The 15,727-nt window shown below is 54.2% G+C and carries 14 protein-coding genes; 6 read left to right on the plus strand and 8 right to left on the minus strand.

The window, feature by feature from the left end; genetic code table 11:
• Positions 1 to 35 precede the first annotated feature (35 nt).
• The 4 genes from betA to choV all read left to right on the plus strand — a co-directional run bounded on the left by betA (position 36) and on the right by choV (position 5,052).
• On the plus strand, positions 36 to 1,700 hold the full coding sequence (gene betA / locus WH50_RS05060; protein WP_110186344.1) for a choline dehydrogenase: 1,665 nt from the start codon (positions 36 to 38) through the stop codon (positions 1,698 to 1,700).
• A 376-nt stretch (positions 1,701 to 2,076) separates the two neighbouring features.
• Complete coding sequence (locus WH50_RS05065; RefSeq protein WP_104154029.1) at positions 2,077 to 3,015, plus strand: choline ABC transporter substrate-binding protein; 939 nt, start codon at positions 2,077 to 2,079, stop codon at positions 3,013 to 3,015.
• 25 nt (positions 3,016 to 3,040) lie between these two features.
• On the plus strand, positions 3,041 to 3,883 hold the full coding sequence (choW, locus tag WH50_RS05070) for a choline ABC transporter permease subunit (RefSeq protein ID WP_104154028.1): 843 nt from the start codon (positions 3,041 to 3,043) through the stop codon (positions 3,881 to 3,883).
• 2 nt (positions 3,884 to 3,885) lie between these two features.
• Complete coding sequence (choV, locus tag WH50_RS05075) at positions 3,886 to 5,052, plus strand: choline ABC transporter ATP-binding protein (RefSeq protein WP_104154027.1); 1,167 nt, start codon at positions 3,886 to 3,888, stop codon at positions 5,050 to 5,052.
• Positions 5,053 to 5,157: 105 nt separating this feature from the next.
• On the opposite strand, the gene WH50_RS05080 is transcribed toward choV, so the two are convergent.
• On the minus strand, positions 5,158 to 5,769 hold the full coding sequence (locus WH50_RS05080) for a riboflavin synthase subunit alpha (protein WP_110186345.1): 612 nt from the start codon (positions 5,767 to 5,769) through the stop codon (positions 5,158 to 5,160).
• Between the two features lie 123 nt (positions 5,770 to 5,892).
• Positions 5,893 to 6,489 (minus strand): glutathione S-transferase family protein, encoded by a 597-nt coding sequence (locus WH50_RS05085; protein WP_110186346.1) that lies wholly within the window; start codon positions 6,487 to 6,489, stop codon positions 5,893 to 5,895.
• A gap of 160 nt (positions 6,490 to 6,649) precedes the next feature.
• Here WH50_RS05085 and WH50_RS05090 point away from each other — a divergent pair, with 160 nt between their 5' ends.
• The gene (locus WH50_RS05090) at positions 6,650 to 7,651 is read left to right on the plus strand and encodes a tRNA dihydrouridine synthase (protein WP_243410007.1); all 1,002 of its coding nucleotides are present in this window, start codon (positions 6,650 to 6,652) and stop codon (positions 7,649 to 7,651) included.
• A gap of 62 nt (positions 7,652 to 7,713) precedes the next feature.
• Here WH50_RS05090 and WH50_RS05095 read toward each other — a convergent pair whose 3' ends face one another.
• Positions 7,714 to 9,639 carry a BatD family protein gene (locus WH50_RS05095; RefSeq protein WP_165838307.1) on the minus strand — a complete coding sequence of 642 codons (1,926 nt, stop codon included), beginning with the start codon at positions 9,637 to 9,639 and terminating at the stop codon, positions 7,714 to 7,716.
• A gap of 232 nt (positions 9,640 to 9,871) precedes the next feature.
• On the opposite strand from WH50_RS05095, the gene WH50_RS05100 reads away from it, so the two are divergent.
• Positions 9,872 to 10,897, plus strand: coding sequence for a quinone-dependent dihydroorotate dehydrogenase (locus WH50_RS05100; RefSeq protein ID WP_207780185.1), 1,026 nt, complete (start codon positions 9,872 to 9,874; stop codon positions 10,895 to 10,897).
• A 102-nt stretch (positions 10,898 to 10,999) separates the two neighbouring features.
• Here the strand turns inward: WH50_RS05100 and purB are convergent, their stop codons facing one another.
• The 5 genes from purB to WH50_RS05125 all read right to left on the minus strand — a co-directional run bounded on the left by purB (position 11,000) and on the right by WH50_RS05125 (position 15,490).
• Positions 11,000 to 12,367, minus strand: coding sequence for an adenylosuccinate lyase (purB, locus tag WH50_RS05105; RefSeq protein WP_110186349.1), 1,368 nt, complete (start codon positions 12,365 to 12,367; stop codon positions 11,000 to 11,002).
• A 157-nt stretch (positions 12,368 to 12,524) separates the two neighbouring features.
• The gene (gene hflD, locus WH50_RS05110) at positions 12,525 to 13,190 is read right to left on the minus strand and encodes a high frequency lysogenization protein HflD (RefSeq protein ID WP_110186350.1); all 666 of its coding nucleotides are present in this window, start codon (positions 13,188 to 13,190) and stop codon (positions 12,525 to 12,527) included.
• Between the two features lie 3 nt (positions 13,191 to 13,193).
• Positions 13,194 to 14,318: a tRNA 2-thiouridine(34) synthase MnmA gene (mnmA, locus tag WH50_RS05115; protein ID WP_279305905.1), complete on the minus strand. Its 1,125-nt coding sequence runs from the start codon at positions 14,316 to 14,318 to the stop codon at positions 13,194 to 13,196.
• A gap of 61 nt (positions 14,319 to 14,379) precedes the next feature.
• A complete protein-coding gene (locus WH50_RS05120; protein ID WP_110186352.1) occupies positions 14,380 to 14,868 on the minus strand; it encodes an NUDIX hydrolase in 489 nt (162 codons plus the stop codon).
• The gene (locus tag WH50_RS05125; protein ID WP_110186413.1) at positions 14,819 to 15,490 is read right to left on the minus strand and encodes a pseudouridine synthase; all 672 of its coding nucleotides are present in this window, start codon (positions 15,488 to 15,490) and stop codon (positions 14,819 to 14,821) included. The genes WH50_RS05120 and WH50_RS05125 overlap by 50 nt, the downstream gene beginning before the upstream one ends.
• Positions 15,491 to 15,727 lie beyond the last annotated feature (237 nt).

A 15,727-nucleotide genomic window follows, 5' to 3' on the forward strand; every position in this document is an offset into this window, starting at 1 on the left:
GGGCTAACCAAACACGATTGCAACGAGGCAAGACCATGACCAAGGCGAGCGCCTACGACTACATCATCATCGGCACCGGCTCTGCGGGATGTGTGCTGGCTAACCGACTCAGCGAAGACAGCGATTCCAGGGTGCTGGTACTGGAAGCCGGGCGTCGGGATGACACCTGGAAAATCCATATGCCAGCTGCCCTGACGTACAACCTGATGGATAAGAAGTACAACTGGTACTACAGCACTGAGGAACAGAAGCATCTTAATAACCGCAAGATGTACTGGCCACGCGGCAAGGTGTGGGGTGGTGGTTCTGCACTGAACGCCATGGTTTATATCCGTGGCCATGCGTTTGACTATGATCGTTGGGTCCAGGAAGGCGCCGAAGGCTGGAGCTATGCCGAGATTCTGCCGTACTTCCGTAAAGCGGAAACCCGTCAAGTGGGTGGCAATGCCTATCACGGTGACAGCGGCCCGTTGCACGTGCATACCGGTGATTTCCCCAACCCCCTGTTTAGTGCCTTTATTGACGCAGGCAAGCAGGCGGGCTACCCCTACACCGAAGATATGAATGGCTATCAGCAGGAAGGTTTCGGCGTGATGGACATGACCATCCGTGACGGCAAGCGCTGGAGTACAGCACAGGCCTATCTGCGTCCGGCGCTGGAACGCCCCAATCTGACGGCGGAAGTGGGGGCGCATGTCACCCGCATTCTGTTCGAGGGGCAACGTGCAGTGGGGGTCGAATACATTCAGGATGGCCAGACGGTGCAAGTGCGTGCCGAACGGGAAGTCATCCTCAGCGGCGGTGCCATCAATTCGCCCCAGACCTTGCTGTTGTCTGGTGTTGGCCCGGCTGACGAGCTGCAGGCGCTGGGGATCAAGGTAGTCGCAGATCGCCCAGGAGTGGGGCAGAACCTGCAGGATCACCTCGAGATCTACATCCAGCAGGCCTGTAAAAAGCCGATCACCCTGTTTGATTCCACCAAGATGCACAAGCAGGTGGCGTGGGGCGTCGAGTGGTTCCTGACCAAGAAAGGCTGGTGCTCAACCACCCATCTCGAAGCCGGTGGTTTCATCCGTACCGAAGCCGGTGTTAAGCATCCCGATATCCAGTATCACTTCCTGCCCGGCCTGGTGAATGATCACGGTCGGGATCAGGGAGATTGTCATGCGTTTCAGGCGCACGTAGGGCCGATGCGTCCTACCAGCCGCGGCTATATCAAGCTGCGCTCGGCCGATCCGTTTGAATACCCTGAAATTCAGCCAAACTATCTGGAAACGGAGCGTGATCTCTGGGAAATGCGGCAGAGCATCAAGCTGACCCGTGAGATTTTCGCCCAGTCAGCGCTGGATAACTTCCGTGGTCATGAAATCCAGCCCGGAGAAAAGGTGCAGTCGGATGCCGAAATCGACGACTTTATTCGTCGCCGTGCAGACAGTGCCTACCATCCTTCATGTTCCTGCAAGATGGGCAGCGCTAATGATCCGATGGCCGTCGTTGATAGCAACGGCAAGGTGTTTGGTGTTGAAGGGCTGCGCGTGGTGGATGCTTCCATCATGCCCAGTATTGTCAGCGGTAACCTCAATGCGCCCACCATCATGATGGCGGAAAAGCTGTCTGACGCTATTCGCGGACGTAAGCCACTGCCGCCCAGTGATGCGCCGGTATGGGTTCATCCGCACTGGCAAACCGAGCAGCGCTGAGGATATGAAACACTGACTTTGAAGAATGTCGTGAGCATGTCCGCCAGCGGAGGTGCTCCGGCCTGTGCGACAGCGCAGAGCAGGACGGGGAGCAGTGCAAGGCATGGCTGCTACCCGGGTAGTAATCCGGTTGCGCAGCTTGCTGCGCCACTGGCGATAACAACGAATAACAAATAATCAGCTACTAACTGACAACCCCCTGATCAAGATAGAGAAAATGAGCTTGCCCTCTCAGTCGCCGCGACAGCGGCGCACCGAAAGGGACTGAGTCACTTCATACTTGGACCCGCCTGATGCGGATGTCCAGGGCTTACCCAGAGCTGTCTGCTGGCGTGTGGCGTCACAGACAGGAGCAACCAAGTAGAAGGACATCGATATGGCAAAAGCACTCGTCAATCTCACTCTGGCTGTCGGCCTTTCGGCAGTTGCAAGCGTTAGTCTCGCTGCAGGTTCCTGCGAAAAGGTACGTTTTTCAGATGTTGGATGGACTGACATCACCTCAACCACAGCGCTGGCCAGCGAAGTGCTGACCGGTATGGGCTATTCGCCCACCACTCAGCTGCTGTCGGTTCCCGTGACCTATACCTCACTGGCCAACAAGGATATCGATGTATTCCTGGGCAACTGGATGCCAACCATGGAAGGGGACATCAAGAAGTATCTGGATGCCGGTACCGTGGTCAGTCTCAAGGCCAACCTGCACGGCGCCAAATACACCCTGGCGGTACCCAAATACGTCTATGACGCAGGGGTGACCAGCTTTGCGGATATCGCCAAGAATGCCGACAAGTTCCAGGGCAAGATTTACGGTATTGAGCCAGGCAACGACGGTAACCGCCTGATTCAGGACATGATCAAGAAAGATGCCTTTGGCATGAAGGACATGGAGCTGGTTGAGTCCAGTGAAGCGGGCATGATGTCGCAGGTGGCTCGTGCGGTCCAGCGCAAGCAGTGGATTGTATTCCTTGGCTGGGAGCCGCATCCCATGAACAGCAAGTTTGAAATGGCTTACCTGTCTGGTGGTGATGACTACTTCGGTCCGGACTTCGGTGGTGCGACGGTATACACCAACGTGCGTAAGGACTATGCCGCCGACTGTCCCAACCTCGGCAAGTTCTTCAACAACCTGGACTTCAGCCTGAAGATGGAAAACGAAGTCATGGGCTCCATCCTTGATGACAACATGCAGCCCAATAATGCGGCGCAGTTGTGGCTGCAGAATAACCCGGATGTGCTGAACAAGTGGCTGGAAGGTGTAACGACCCTGGATGGCAAACCTGCTCTGCCCGCTGTTAAAGCCTATCTTGGCCTGTAATTTAGATTGGAATTGAGGTGTCCGCATGGACTGGCTAACTGGTCATAAACTCCCGTTGGGTCACTGGATTGAAAACGTCGTCAATTGGCTGATTGCCAACGGATCGAGCTTTTTTGATGCAGTTTCCTGGTTACTTGAGGGCGTGATCATGGGCCTGGTGGGAGTGCTTAATGCATTCCCGCCACTCGCCCTGGTCGCAATCGTTGGTGTCTTTGCCTGGTGGCTGCAGCGCCGTGTTGTTCTGACAATTTTTGTAGTGGCATCCTTGTTGCTTATCCTCAATCTGGGGTACTGGCGCGAGATGCTCGATACGCTGGTGATGGTGCTGATGGCAACCTTCCTGTCGGTGTTGATTGGTATACCTATCGGTATTGCCGCTGCTCACCGGCCATGGATGTATCAGTTCCTGCGTCCGATTCTGGACCTGATGCAGACCATTCCCACGTTCGTTTACCTGATTCCTACTCTGATCCTGTTTGGTCTGGGGGTGGTGCCAGGTCTGATCTCGACCATTATCTTCGCGATACCCGCGCCGATTCGCCTGACCTATCTGGGTATCAGCAAGGTGCCTGGTGAGTTGCTGGAAGCGGGTAAGGCATTTGGTGCCACACCAATGAAGCTGCTGTTCCGTGTTGAGCTGCCTGCGGCGATGCCCAGCATCACTGCCGGAGTGACACAGTGCATCATGCTGTCATTATCGATGGTGGTGGTTGCGGCGCTGGTAGGAGCTGATGGTCTCGGCAAGCCAGTGGTGCGTGCACTGAATACGGTCAACGTTTCGCAAGGCTTTGAAGCTGGTCTGGCAATCGTATTGCTGGCCATCATTCTGGATCGTCTATGCCGTCGACCCGGAGCATCGGAGGAGTAAGCATGGCTACAGTGGAAATTCGTGATCTGGATGTCATTTTCGGCAAGAACAAGGCTGAAACCCTGAAGCTGATGGATCAGGGGCTTAGCCGCTCCGAGATTCGCAAGCGCAATGGTGATGTGGTCGGGGTAAAAGGCGCCACCATCAGTGTCGAGTCAGGTGAGATATGTGTACTGATGGGCTTGTCTGGCTCAGGCAAGTCCAGTCTGCTGCGCACGGTCAATGGGTTGAACGACATTGCGCGTGGGGAGTTGTGGGTTGAGGATGGCGATCGTCGTGTCAACGTCGCCAGCTGTGATGAGGCGACCTTGCGTCACCTGCGCACTCACCGTGTTTCCATGGTGTTCCAGAAGTTCGCTCTGATGCCCTGGCTGACGGTGGCGGAGAACGTCGCCTTTGGTCTGGAAATGCAGGGTATGAGCCGCAAGGAATGGACCAAGCAGGTGGAGGAGAAACTGGAGCTGGTCGGGCTGTTTGAGTGGCGAAACCTCAAACCCAATGAGCTGTCCGGTGGTATGCAGCAGCGCGTTGGCCTTGCCCGTGCGTTCACTATGGATACCGACATCCTGCTGATGGATGAGCCTTTCTCGGCGCTGGATCCGCTGATTCGCAGCCAGTTGCAGGATGAGCTGATCACCCTGCAGAAGCGCCTGAACAAGACCATTCTGTTCGTCAGCCATGATCTGGATGAGGCGCTTAAAATCGGTACTCACATTGCCATTATGGAATCTGCACAGATCGTCCAGGCGGGTGCGCCTGAGGACATCGTCCTGCATCCCAGCAATGACTATGTGAAGAACTTCGTTGCTCATACCAATCCGCTGAAAGTGCTCAAGGGCAAGAGCCTGATGACACCGCTGGATCGTCTGGCCGAAGATCCGGTTAGTCATCAGATCGACATCGGCTCTGCTATGTGTCTGGTCAAGAACGAGCAGGGCAAGATTGTTGCCCTGAAGAGTCATACAGCCACGGTGCCTTTTACCGACTGGCAGTGTAACGGCAGTATGGACGACATCCAGAAAGGGATGGCGGTGATGGCGCCTGCTGAAATAGGCATGCGCGAAGCCATGGAGATTCGCTATCGCACAGGCCTGCCGGTCTGCCTCGAGCAAGAGGGTAACTGTGTTGGTGTGCTGACGGATGAGGATTATTACGAAGCGCTGATTTGATCCGGGTCAGGCAAGGGACGTGTCACCTTTGCCTGCAGGATGCTCATGGGTGGTGCTGCAAAGGCCAGTGGGAAGATGGCGCCCACTGGCCTTTGTTTTATCTGTTTATGCGTTACGGGTCGCGAGATAGCGCTCGATAGTATCGACGATGGTTTGTGTGGAGGGATCAATCTCGAGATTGATCTTGTCACCAGCCTTGGCTGAGCCAAAGGTCGTGACGCCCAGCGTCTCAGGAATCAGGAATACAAAAAAGCCCTTCTCGGTAAGCCCGGCGATAGTCAGGCTGCAACCATTCAGTGCAATGTAACCTTTGTCCATCAGATACTTGCGATAGACATCAGGCACTTCAAAAGTGAGCTTGCAGTTGTCGGGGAAGTCTTCACGGGCACTGATGACGGCCAGATCGTGAATATGCCCGGAGGTCTGATGGCCGCCTATTTCATCGCCAATGCGCGCCGCGCGTTCAAAGTTGGCGACGCTGCCGACATCCAGCTCGCCCAGATTGGTTATGCGGAGGGTTGAGGCAATCACATCAAAGTGTGCGTCATTGCCGTGAATTTCAGTTGCTGTCAGGCAGGTGCCGTTGATCGCCACGCTGGCGCCGGGTACCAGTCCAGCTGTTTTGCCCTCAGGAAAACTCAGTACCAACGTACAGAACTCTTCTTTGCGAATCAGGCTTTTAACCTTGATCAGGCCTTGCACTATACCGGTGAACATGGAGACTGCTCCGTCAGAAATTGAGTGCCGACATGATAGGGCAAAGGGCGAAATGAATGTAGCCTGGAGCAGGCAGCGACCGACGTCGTCGGGCTGCCTGAGTGGCGAATGGAAGGGGTTGAGTTACATGGCAACGAAGCCGGGTGTCTGGGTAACGCGTTCAATCCAAGCTTGGATGGCCGGATAGCGACTCATATCAAAACCGCCTTCATGGGCGATATGGGTGTAAGCAAACAGCGCATTGTCGGCAATGCTGTAGTGGGAATTGACCAGATACAGGCTCTTTTCCAGCTGGCGCTCCATGATATCGAGGGCTTTGTAGCCCTTTTCCTGCAGCGTTGGTAGTTCTGCGCGGCGAGCATCGTCTGCCCCCAGAAACTTGTTGATAAAGCGAGCGGGGGCCAGATAGGGCATATGGCTGCTCTGCTCGAAGAACATCCATTCCATGACCTTGGCGTGAGGGAAAGCCGGATCAGGCCAGTAGTGTGTACCGCGGGCAAGAAAGGTCAGGATGGCGTTGGACTCATACAGATATTCCCCCGGTGCTATCTCCAGTACAGGCACCTTGCCACAGGGGTTCTTGGCGAGAAATTCAGGAGTACGGTTGTCGCCGTTGCGGATATCGACTTCCACCCAGCGGTAGGCAATGCCTTCCTGTTCCAGCATCAGTTTGACCTTGTAGCTGTGGCCGGAGGCAGACATACCATAGAGAGTCATCATAGTTGCAATCCTTCGTTATTGTTCTTGCTGGTTGATCGGAGCAACCCCGTTGTATTTGCCCCGATGCGTTCTAACTGTGGGCTATAGATTGATTCTTTTCCAGTTCAGCCTATGCTTGTCCGCTTTCTTTAGCGGTCGGCCAAGAGGCAAAGAGTAAAAAGTGAATCAAGTGACCATGCCGCCTCATTCAGCAGGTCGTATTCTCCTGGCTCCCATGGAGGGGCTGGTTGACCACATCATGCGCGATATGCTGACGCAGATTGGCGGTATTGATGAGTGCGTGACTGAGTTTTTGCGCATTACTGATCAGTTACTGCCTGTAAAGGTGTTCAAGCGTATATGCCCCGAGATTGATAATGCGTGGCGTACGCCGGCCGGTACACCGGTGGTGTTGCAGTTACTGGGAAGTGATGCCGACTGGATGGCAGAAAATGCCCAGCGGGCCGCCCGTTTGGGTGCACCAGCGCTGGATATCAATTTTGGTTGCCCTGCCAAAACAGTTAACCGGCATCGTGGTGGTGCGGTGCTGCTTGAAGAGCCTGAGACACTTTTTGCCATTGTCCGGGCAGTGCGCCAGGCAGTGCCAGATAGCATTCCTGTGACGGCGAAAATGCGTCTGGGTTACAAGGACCGCTCGCTGTTAATGGAGAATGCCAAAGCCATTGAAGAGGCTGGGGCAAGTCAGCTGGTGATTCATGCGCGCACCAAGGTTGAAGGGTACAAGCCACCTGCACACTGGCAGGAGATTGAGCCTGTCCGGCAGCAGTTGGCTATTCCTGTGGTAGCGAATGGCGATGTCTGTACGGTGGAGGATTATCATGCCTGCCGTCTGGCAAGTGGTTGTCAGGATGTCATGATTGGTCGTGGACTGGTGGCACAACCCTGGCTGGCGCTACAGATTCGTGCGTCCTTGAGTGGACAGGAGAGGGCGGCACCGCTGCTGGTAGAGGTAGCACCCTGGCTGGAGTGGTTTCTGCAGCGAAATCAGCAATTAATGCTCAGCAAGTTTGCACCCGGTCGGGTCAAGCAATGGCTGAAAATGCTGGCTGGAGCCATGCCTGATTTACGTCAGTGGGTGGAGTTGCTGCAGTCTGAGCGTGACCCGGAGCGTTTTGCCGAGCGTGTGCACGCCGTAGTGCAGGAGTTGTCGGCAGCAAGCTAGGCAGATGGCGATGGCTGCTTACAGAAGCAGCCATCGCGAATCTCCATGCCATCGGGCGAGTCTTAGGTTAGCGCATTGAACTGCAGCATAGCGTCGGTTTTGGCGCGAATAATCCGATGCCGAATTTCGTTCAGCATCTGCAGTAGCAGGTCGCTGTGCCACTCATAGGGTGTCCGCTCTTCTGCAGCAATGAGCGCCGACTCCAAATCTTCAAGAACGTAATTGAGCGTGGGGTGCTTGGCATGCTCACGGATGTCTTGCAGGGTAGCAACTCCCTCGCCGGGCCAGACGCATTGCCCCCATTCGATCAGCTTTAGTTTGGCCAGCTTGGGTTGGTTCGCATGGCATAGTAGCGCCAGTTCTTCGTAAATTTCGCTTTCGTTGGCGATCTGCTTCTTTTCTTCCTGTTGCTGCTGCAGCTGATCCAGATAGCCTTCCAGACGATGTACCTTCCGACTTAACCACCAGGCGCGACCTGCCACCAGCAGGGCAAGCATTAACGCCAGTGCTGCCAGTGCAGGCCACAACAGGCTGGAGGGGTTTGCTGTTGGCTGATTGCTCTGCAGTGGGATCTCGGTGGTTTGTCCGTCAACACCGGGTGGAGCAAGACGGGTTGTGATAGCACCTGAGGTGGTGTCAGTGTTCTGATCACTTGCTGTGGCAGCTCCCGGCGTCTGAACGTCTGCTGTCTGCGCTGGCAGGGGCAGGTTATCCATGGCAGAGGTGTTGATATTCCACCAGTTCAGTTGCCAGTCGGGCAGGGTGAAACGTCCCGGTTTGTTAAAGGTAAACCGTTGCACGACACTCAGGGTCGATTCAATGCCATCAGTGCTGGTGATGTCGTTGTGGCTGGCAATGCCCTGATCAATGGTGACGCCATCAATTTGCGGTAGGGGCGGCAATTGCAAGCTGGCGGAAGGTAAACCGCTTATCTTGATATTGAGTGTCCGTTCGCGACGATCACCAGGTTTCAGATTGGTGAGAGGTTGATTCCAGCTGGCATCCATCTGCAGGTCGTAGGCTGGGTTCAGTGGGCTGGCTGCCGCTTCCTGCAAATTGAAGTTATGCGGTGCGGTTGAAAGTGATGCTGTTTGGGCGTTGCCATCTTCGGTCTGAACGTTGCCCACAAAGTTGAAGGCAGGCAGGGTGTAAGTGCCCGCGGTATCGATATAAAGCAGGTAATTGCGCTGTACATGGCGAATTTTGCGTCCATCCAGCGTCTCGTCCACAAAGGGAGCAGGATTGTTCAGCTCCACCAGTCTTGCATCGCCAAGATCAGGAGGGATGATGCGAGCTGCAGGCAGCAGAGAGCCCTGATGGTTCAAATGCAGCATGACTTTTATCGGCATGCCGGGCATCAGATGAGGAGGCTCTTTGAATTCGATATCGAAGGAAGCCAGCGGTACAGCCGGAGCAGTGGTGGTTTTTCTGGTCTCCTTGTTTTCGCTGAGCGCGGCCTGCTGTTCTTCGGTCAGTGCCGCATCTTCAGGCTTATTGGCATCGGAGCTACCGTCGCTGCTGTCACTATTCCCATTGCTGTCGGCGTAATAGCCACCGGTCTGTTGTACCGAGTCACCGTTATCAGAACTGGTCGTGCCAGTGACTTCATTGCCAAAGGTCACGGAGGCGGAGGCATTAACATTCAGCTGCAGCGACTCGCTGCTTTCATTGCCAACTTTAATGGGAGGGATATTGAGCGCACCGGTCTGGCGCGGCTTAAGTTGCACCTGCCAGCGTGTCGTCTTCTGCATGCTGTTATTGGCATAACGAAAGACGCTGTTAGCCCGGCTACCGAGCACATCGAAATCACGGTTCAGCGAAGCGAGTTGTGGTGGCTGATCAACGACGGCACCACTGACCATCAACGTCAAAGTAACGGTTTCACCCAGGCGGACATTGGACTGCGCCAGCTCTGCTGTCACTTCCGCGAATGCTGAGGCTGAAAACATCCAGATGCCAGAGGCGAACAGCAAAGCCTTACGAGACATCGACTTCGTCCTTCCCAAACACATGTACCGGCATCTTACTGAATGCGGCCGCCGCTGGGTAGCATCGCAACTCATTCGATTCAGCCGATAACCTGGGTACGAAATAAAGGTAGATATTGAAGGTCGGGCAGGGCAGTAGAGCGCTATGGTCCATCGATTGGCAAGGTGGAATCGAAGTGGGGTAATTTTGAGGCGGCTGGGTATAATAGCCGCGCCTTAGAGAGGAGGGGTTATGGTGTATTCGTTGGTGCGTCCGTTACTGTTCAAACTGTCTGCTGAAACAGCACATGAATTGACACTGGAGTGGCTGGCTGCTGCGGCTCGCCTGGGTTTGACTCGGCTGTGCGCAGACACGGATGCCAGCAAACCTGTACAAGTAATGGGGCTGCGTTTCCCTAATCGCGTCGGTTTGGCTGCCGGACTTGATAAAAATGGTGCGTGCATTGATGGGCTGGCTGCCCTGGGTTTTGGCTTTCTGGAGATTGGCACTGTCACTCCTCGTCCTCAGGCAGGCAACCCCAAGCCCAGACTGTTCAGGCTGCCAGAGCGACAAGCCATCATTAACCGCATGGGCTTCAACAATCACGGTGTTGAACAGCTGATCCGTAATGTAAAGTCGTCCTCATTTGACGGAATTCTGGGTATCAATATTGGTAAGAACGCCGTCACCCCAGTGGAGAATGCGCTGGATGACTACCTGCTGTGTCTGAATGCGGTCTATGCCCATGCCAGCTATATCACGGTCAATATTTCTTCTCCCAATACGCCCGGGCTACGTACGTTGCAATATGGCGAGTCTTTGAAAGCGCTGCTCGGTCCCTTGCATGAGCGGCGTCTGCAGCTTGCGGCGGAAGTGGGGCGCAATGTGCCGATTGCTGTGAAAATAGCGCCCGATATGACGGCCGATGAATTCCGGATGGTCGCTGATACGCTGGTCGAGTCAGGAATGGATGCTGTCATTGCCACCAATACAACCCTATCGCGCGATGCTGTGGCGGGTGTGCGTCATGGTAACGAAGCAGGTGGACTGAGTGGACTGCCGGTTCGTGAGGCCTCGACCCAGGCCATTCATGTCCTGAGTGAGCACCTGAAAGGGGCGATACCTATCATCGGTGTGGGCGGCATCCTCGAAGGTAATGATGCACTGGAAAAGATTCAGGCAGGTGCAAGCCTGGTGCAGCTGTATTCAGGTTTAATTTACCGTGGACCTGCACTGGTGCGTGAGTGTGTTGATACATTGAACGCGGTGGCGGTCTGATAGCGAAAGCGCAGCCGCAAGCGTAATTTCGTCAAACTGTAGATACAAAAACGCCAGCTAAACAGCTGGCGTTTTTGTATCACTAGTATCTGCTGTTACAGATCAGAGCGCATTGGCCTGTGCATCGGCATTGCCGATATAGCTGGCCGGAGTCATGGCTTTCAGATCGGTCTTGACCTGCTCTGGCAGCTCCAGCCCATCGATAAAGGCTTGCATGGCAGCCTGATCGATCACCTTGCCGCGAGTCAGGGCCTTGAGTTTTTCATAGGGCTCAGGGATGCCATAGCGACGCATTACGGTCTGTACGGCTTCGCCCAGTACTTCCCAGCTGTTGTTCAGGTCATCGTTCAGACGCTGAGCATTCATTTCCAGCTTGCTGATGCCTTTCAGACTGGCTTCATAAGCAATCAAACTGTGGCCCATGCCTACGCCGAGATTGCGCAAGACGGTGGAGTCAGTCAGATCACGCTGCCAGCGAGAGATGGGGAGCTTGCTGGCGAGATGCTGAAATACGGCGTTAGCGATGCCCAGATTGCCTTCGGAGTTTTCGAAGTCGATAGGGTTAACCTTGTGCGGCATGGTGGAAGAACCCACCTCACCGGCAATGGTGCGCTGCTTGAAGTAACCAAGGGAGATATAGCCCCAGACGTCACGATCAAAATCAATCAGGATGGTATTGAAACGCGCGATGGCATCGAACAGTTCGGCAATGTAGTCATGCGGTTCAATCTGGGTGGTATAAGGGTTGAAGGTAATGCCAAGGCTTTCGACAAAAGTCTGGGCGTTGGCTTGCCAGTCAACCTCAGGATAGGCAGCCAGATGAGCGTTGTAGTTGCCTACCGCTCCGTTGATCTTGCCCAGGAATTCGATTTTACCGATCTGCTCAACCTGGCGATGCAGGCGATAAGCCACGTTAGCCATTTCCTTGCCGAGGGTAGTCGGCGAGGCTGTTTGGCCATGAGTACGAGACAGCATTGGCTGGGTGGCGTACTGTTGAGCCAGTTTGCTTACCGCATCAACAATCTGCTGCATTGAAGGCAGCAGCACTTTGTCGCGACCTTCCTGCAACATCAACGCATGTGACAGGTTGTTGATATCTTCGGACGTGCAGGCGAAGTGAACGAACTCGCTGATCGCGTTCAGTTCTGGTACGTCTTGCAGTTTTTCCTTGATGAAATATTCGACAGCTTTGACATCGTGGTTAGTGGTACGTTCGATGTCTTTGATGCGCTGAGCGTCTTCCAGACCAAAGCTGTCAACCAGGCGATCCAGAAACGCATTAGCTTCTGTGCTCAGTGGTTTGACTTCGTTGATCTGTGGATGACTGGCAAGGCGTTGTAGCCAGCGAATTTCTACAGTAACCCGAAAACGGATCAGGCCGTATTCACTGAAAATGGCGCGGAATGGTGCTGTTTTGCTACCGTAGCGGCCATCAATGGGCGATACAGCGGTGAGGGCGGATAATTCCATCAGAGCGTCTCGCAGCTTCCTGATTGATGATTTAGAGGAGGCGGCATTATAGCGGAACTTTGCCTGCGTGGCTCAACTAAATGGGGGCTGGGTATGCTGTCAGGGGCTGTGTGACGGTAGCCAGCACTGAGGCTGGCTACCGATATTTACAGGATGACTAGTAATGGCTACCTTGCAGTTTTTTGCAGGCATCAAGCAGTTTGCTGCGAGAGAATATGAGTTGCCAGCGGCGGCCGCCCAGCTGGCGCCACTGGCGTGCCGCTCTGATACCTGCCAGAAGCAAGGCACGAATGCGGTTAACGTTCTGACTGTCGCGAAGGTTCGCCGGATTACCAGCCACCTGAATACGGAATGTAAAGGTACTGAGCGTATCCTGATAAAGCCCCGCAAGAGCAGCTAGCACATTGGCATGGCAGTACTTCTCTCTGGCGCTCTGTGCTTCATCGTCAGCAAAGAAGCTCGCTTGACGTTCAATGTCTGGCATTTTGGATGCAATAGCACCGAGCATGTCCCCGCGTTTATCCAGCTTGCGCTCAAGATGTAGCAGGCTGATGGCATAGCGGATAATGTCCCGGTTCTGATCAGTATCCTTTTCGAGCATGGCACGCAGTTCTCGTAAGCCGGGGGCCAGCGAAAAATGTAACTCATCGTAATCGCCATACACATCGCAGGCCTTGTCTGGATTCATCACAAACAGGCTGCCGATTGAGGTCTCGAAGGGGCCGGGAGAAAACGAGTTACGCTTGGCAATATCATCAACCAGTCTTGCAACCTGAAAGACGGCAGCCAGGGCCATCGCCTGGGACTCATAGGGCGTTGCCATGGATTACTGGTCCTGATTACTGAAAGTGAACTCGATGACACCCCCGCCTAGGCAGCGGTCATCACTATAGAACACAACAGACTGGCCGGGAGTTACTGCACGCTGAGGCTGATCAAAAGAGACTCTGTAGCCTACGCCGTCTGGATGGCGCTCTATTACGCACTCCTGGTCAGGTTGACGATAACGGGTCTTGGCTTTGCAGCGGTAGGGAAGCTCTGGGCCCTGACCATCAATCCAATAGATTCTGCTGGCATCCAGACCTTGGCTAAACAGCAGTGGATGATCAGACCCTTGAGTCACTACGAGTACATTTCGCTCCAGATCTTTTTGAGCAACATACCAGGGGGCGTCACCAAAATCTTTCAGGCCGCCGATCCCCAAGCCCTGTCGCTGGCCAAGAGTGTGGTACATCAAGCCCTGATGTTGGCCAAGAACCTGGCCCTCGGGCGTTTCAATGTTGCCAGGTTGTGCTGGTAAATATTGTTTAAGGAAGTCGCTGAAGCGGCGCTCCCCAATAAAACATATTCCGGTACTGTCCTTTTTATTGTGCGTGATCAGCTCGTGCTGCTCGGCCAGTTTGCGTACTTCAGGCTTTGGCAATTCGCCTACCGGGAACAGGCATTGCGACAGTTCATCCTCGCCAACTGCATGCAGGAAGTAGCTTTGATCCTTATTAGGGTCAAGGCCTTTTAGGAGTTGTGTATGGCCACTGCTGTCATCTCGGCGTACGTAATGGCCGGTGGCAATCAGATCAGCGCCCAGCATGTGTGCATAGTCGAGGAAGGCTTTAAACTTGATTTCGCGGTTGCAGAGTATGTCCGGATTAGGGGTGCGACCTGCTTTGTACTCTTCGAGGAAGTGCTCAAACACGTTGTCCCAGTATTCGGCGGCAAAGTTGGCCTTGTGCAGCTTTATACCAAGCTTGTCACAGACAGCCTGTGCGTCGGCCAGGTCATCCATGGCAGTGCAGTATTCAGTGCCGTCATCCTCTTCCCAGTTCTTCATGAACAGGCCTTCAACCTGATAGCCCTGTTGTAACAGCAGAAGTGCAGATACAGAGGAGTCTACGCCTCCAGACATGCCTACGATGACTTTGGTTTGAGCTGGGTTCATTCGTTTTCTTTCAATATAAGAGCGGACTTGCCGTATCGGATCTGTTTGCTGATGCAGATCGGCCAGGGAGGTCTAGTCAGACTGAATAGTTGAAGGGTGACAACATAGGGTCTTCCTGCACTATTTCCAAGGGGTAGCGCTTGCCGTCCAGATAGTCTTTGATTGCCCGACCCACCAGATGTGAACGCCAGCAATCTGGTTGCTGGAGAACGCTCCGAGGATCAAGCCAGTCGGCGCGCAGTATATCAGGATCAAGCCGGGAGCTCAGCTGTTGTATGGGCTTGGCGGCAAAGCAAATTCTGCAGTAGCTGTCTCCATTGGGGGCAGCGAAGGTATAAATGCCGAGAAGATACGTAATTTCTACCTGCCAGCCGGTTTCCTCGAGTGTTTCTCGTTGTGCCGCTGCTATCAGGGATTCTCCGGACTCCCAGTGCCCGGCAGGCTGATTCCAGACAGTAGTGCTTCCGTCAGGCTCTGTGGCTCGCTCTTCAACCATCAATACTTTGCCATCGCGCTCAACGACGGTGGCTACGGTGGTATGCACTGCTGCGTTTGCTGGACTCATGTGATTGCTTTCCAGAATGGCCAGTTGCTGTTCTGTTTTTGGGTGACTGACGTTGATTTTTGGTCGTGCATCCTGTGGGTACACTAACTTCCAGGCATTTCAACTGTCCCGGTAATAGGTCTTCAAGCTTCCATTCACCGATGGCTGCACGAACAAGCCTTAAGGTTGGGTAGCCGACGGCAGCCGTCATACGGCGAACCTGACGGTTTCTCCCTTCCTTTATGGTGATTTCAAGCCATGACGTGGGGATGTTTGCCCGAAAGCGCACAGGAGGGGTCCGCTCCCAGAGATTGGGGTGCTCGATACGGCTTACCTGAGCGGGCAGAGTGGGGCCGTCCTTGAGTGTTACTCCCTGCCGCAGCGTATTTATCGCCTCGGCAGGAATATCTCCTTCAACCTGAACCCAATAGGTCTTCGCCATTTTGTTATGAGGGTTGGCAATAGCGTGCTGTAGAGGCCCGCAATCTGTCAGGGCCAATAGTCCTTCTGAGTCATAGTCCAGTCTGCCCGCGGGGTAGATGTCGGGCACATCTATGTAGTGCGCCAGCGTTTGGCGCTCTCCTTCGTCTGTGAACTGGCACATGACTTGGAATGGTTTGTTGAACAGATAAAGGGTGGCCATCAGCTGATTTCGCACCGGATCGTCGAGGTGAATGTGGCTATGGTAAGAGAAAGGCCAGCCCATGCAAAAACATTATGTTCATCTTCGGCGACTACATGACTCCAGTCAGCACCGTTGCTGGTTATTTGTTCAGCAGGTAAGCAGGATTTTCGACTAAAGCGGTAGTATTACTACAAAAATAAGCCTACTGCGATCTGGCTAACAGGCGTATACTTCCGTCTCCCTCTTGTTCTACTA

Source organism: Pokkaliibacter plantistimulans (genome assembly GCF_003194385.1).
In the GTDB taxonomy this organism is placed as follows: Bacteria; Pseudomonadota; Gammaproteobacteria; order Pseudomonadales; family Balneatricaceae; genus Pokkaliibacter; species Pokkaliibacter plantistimulans.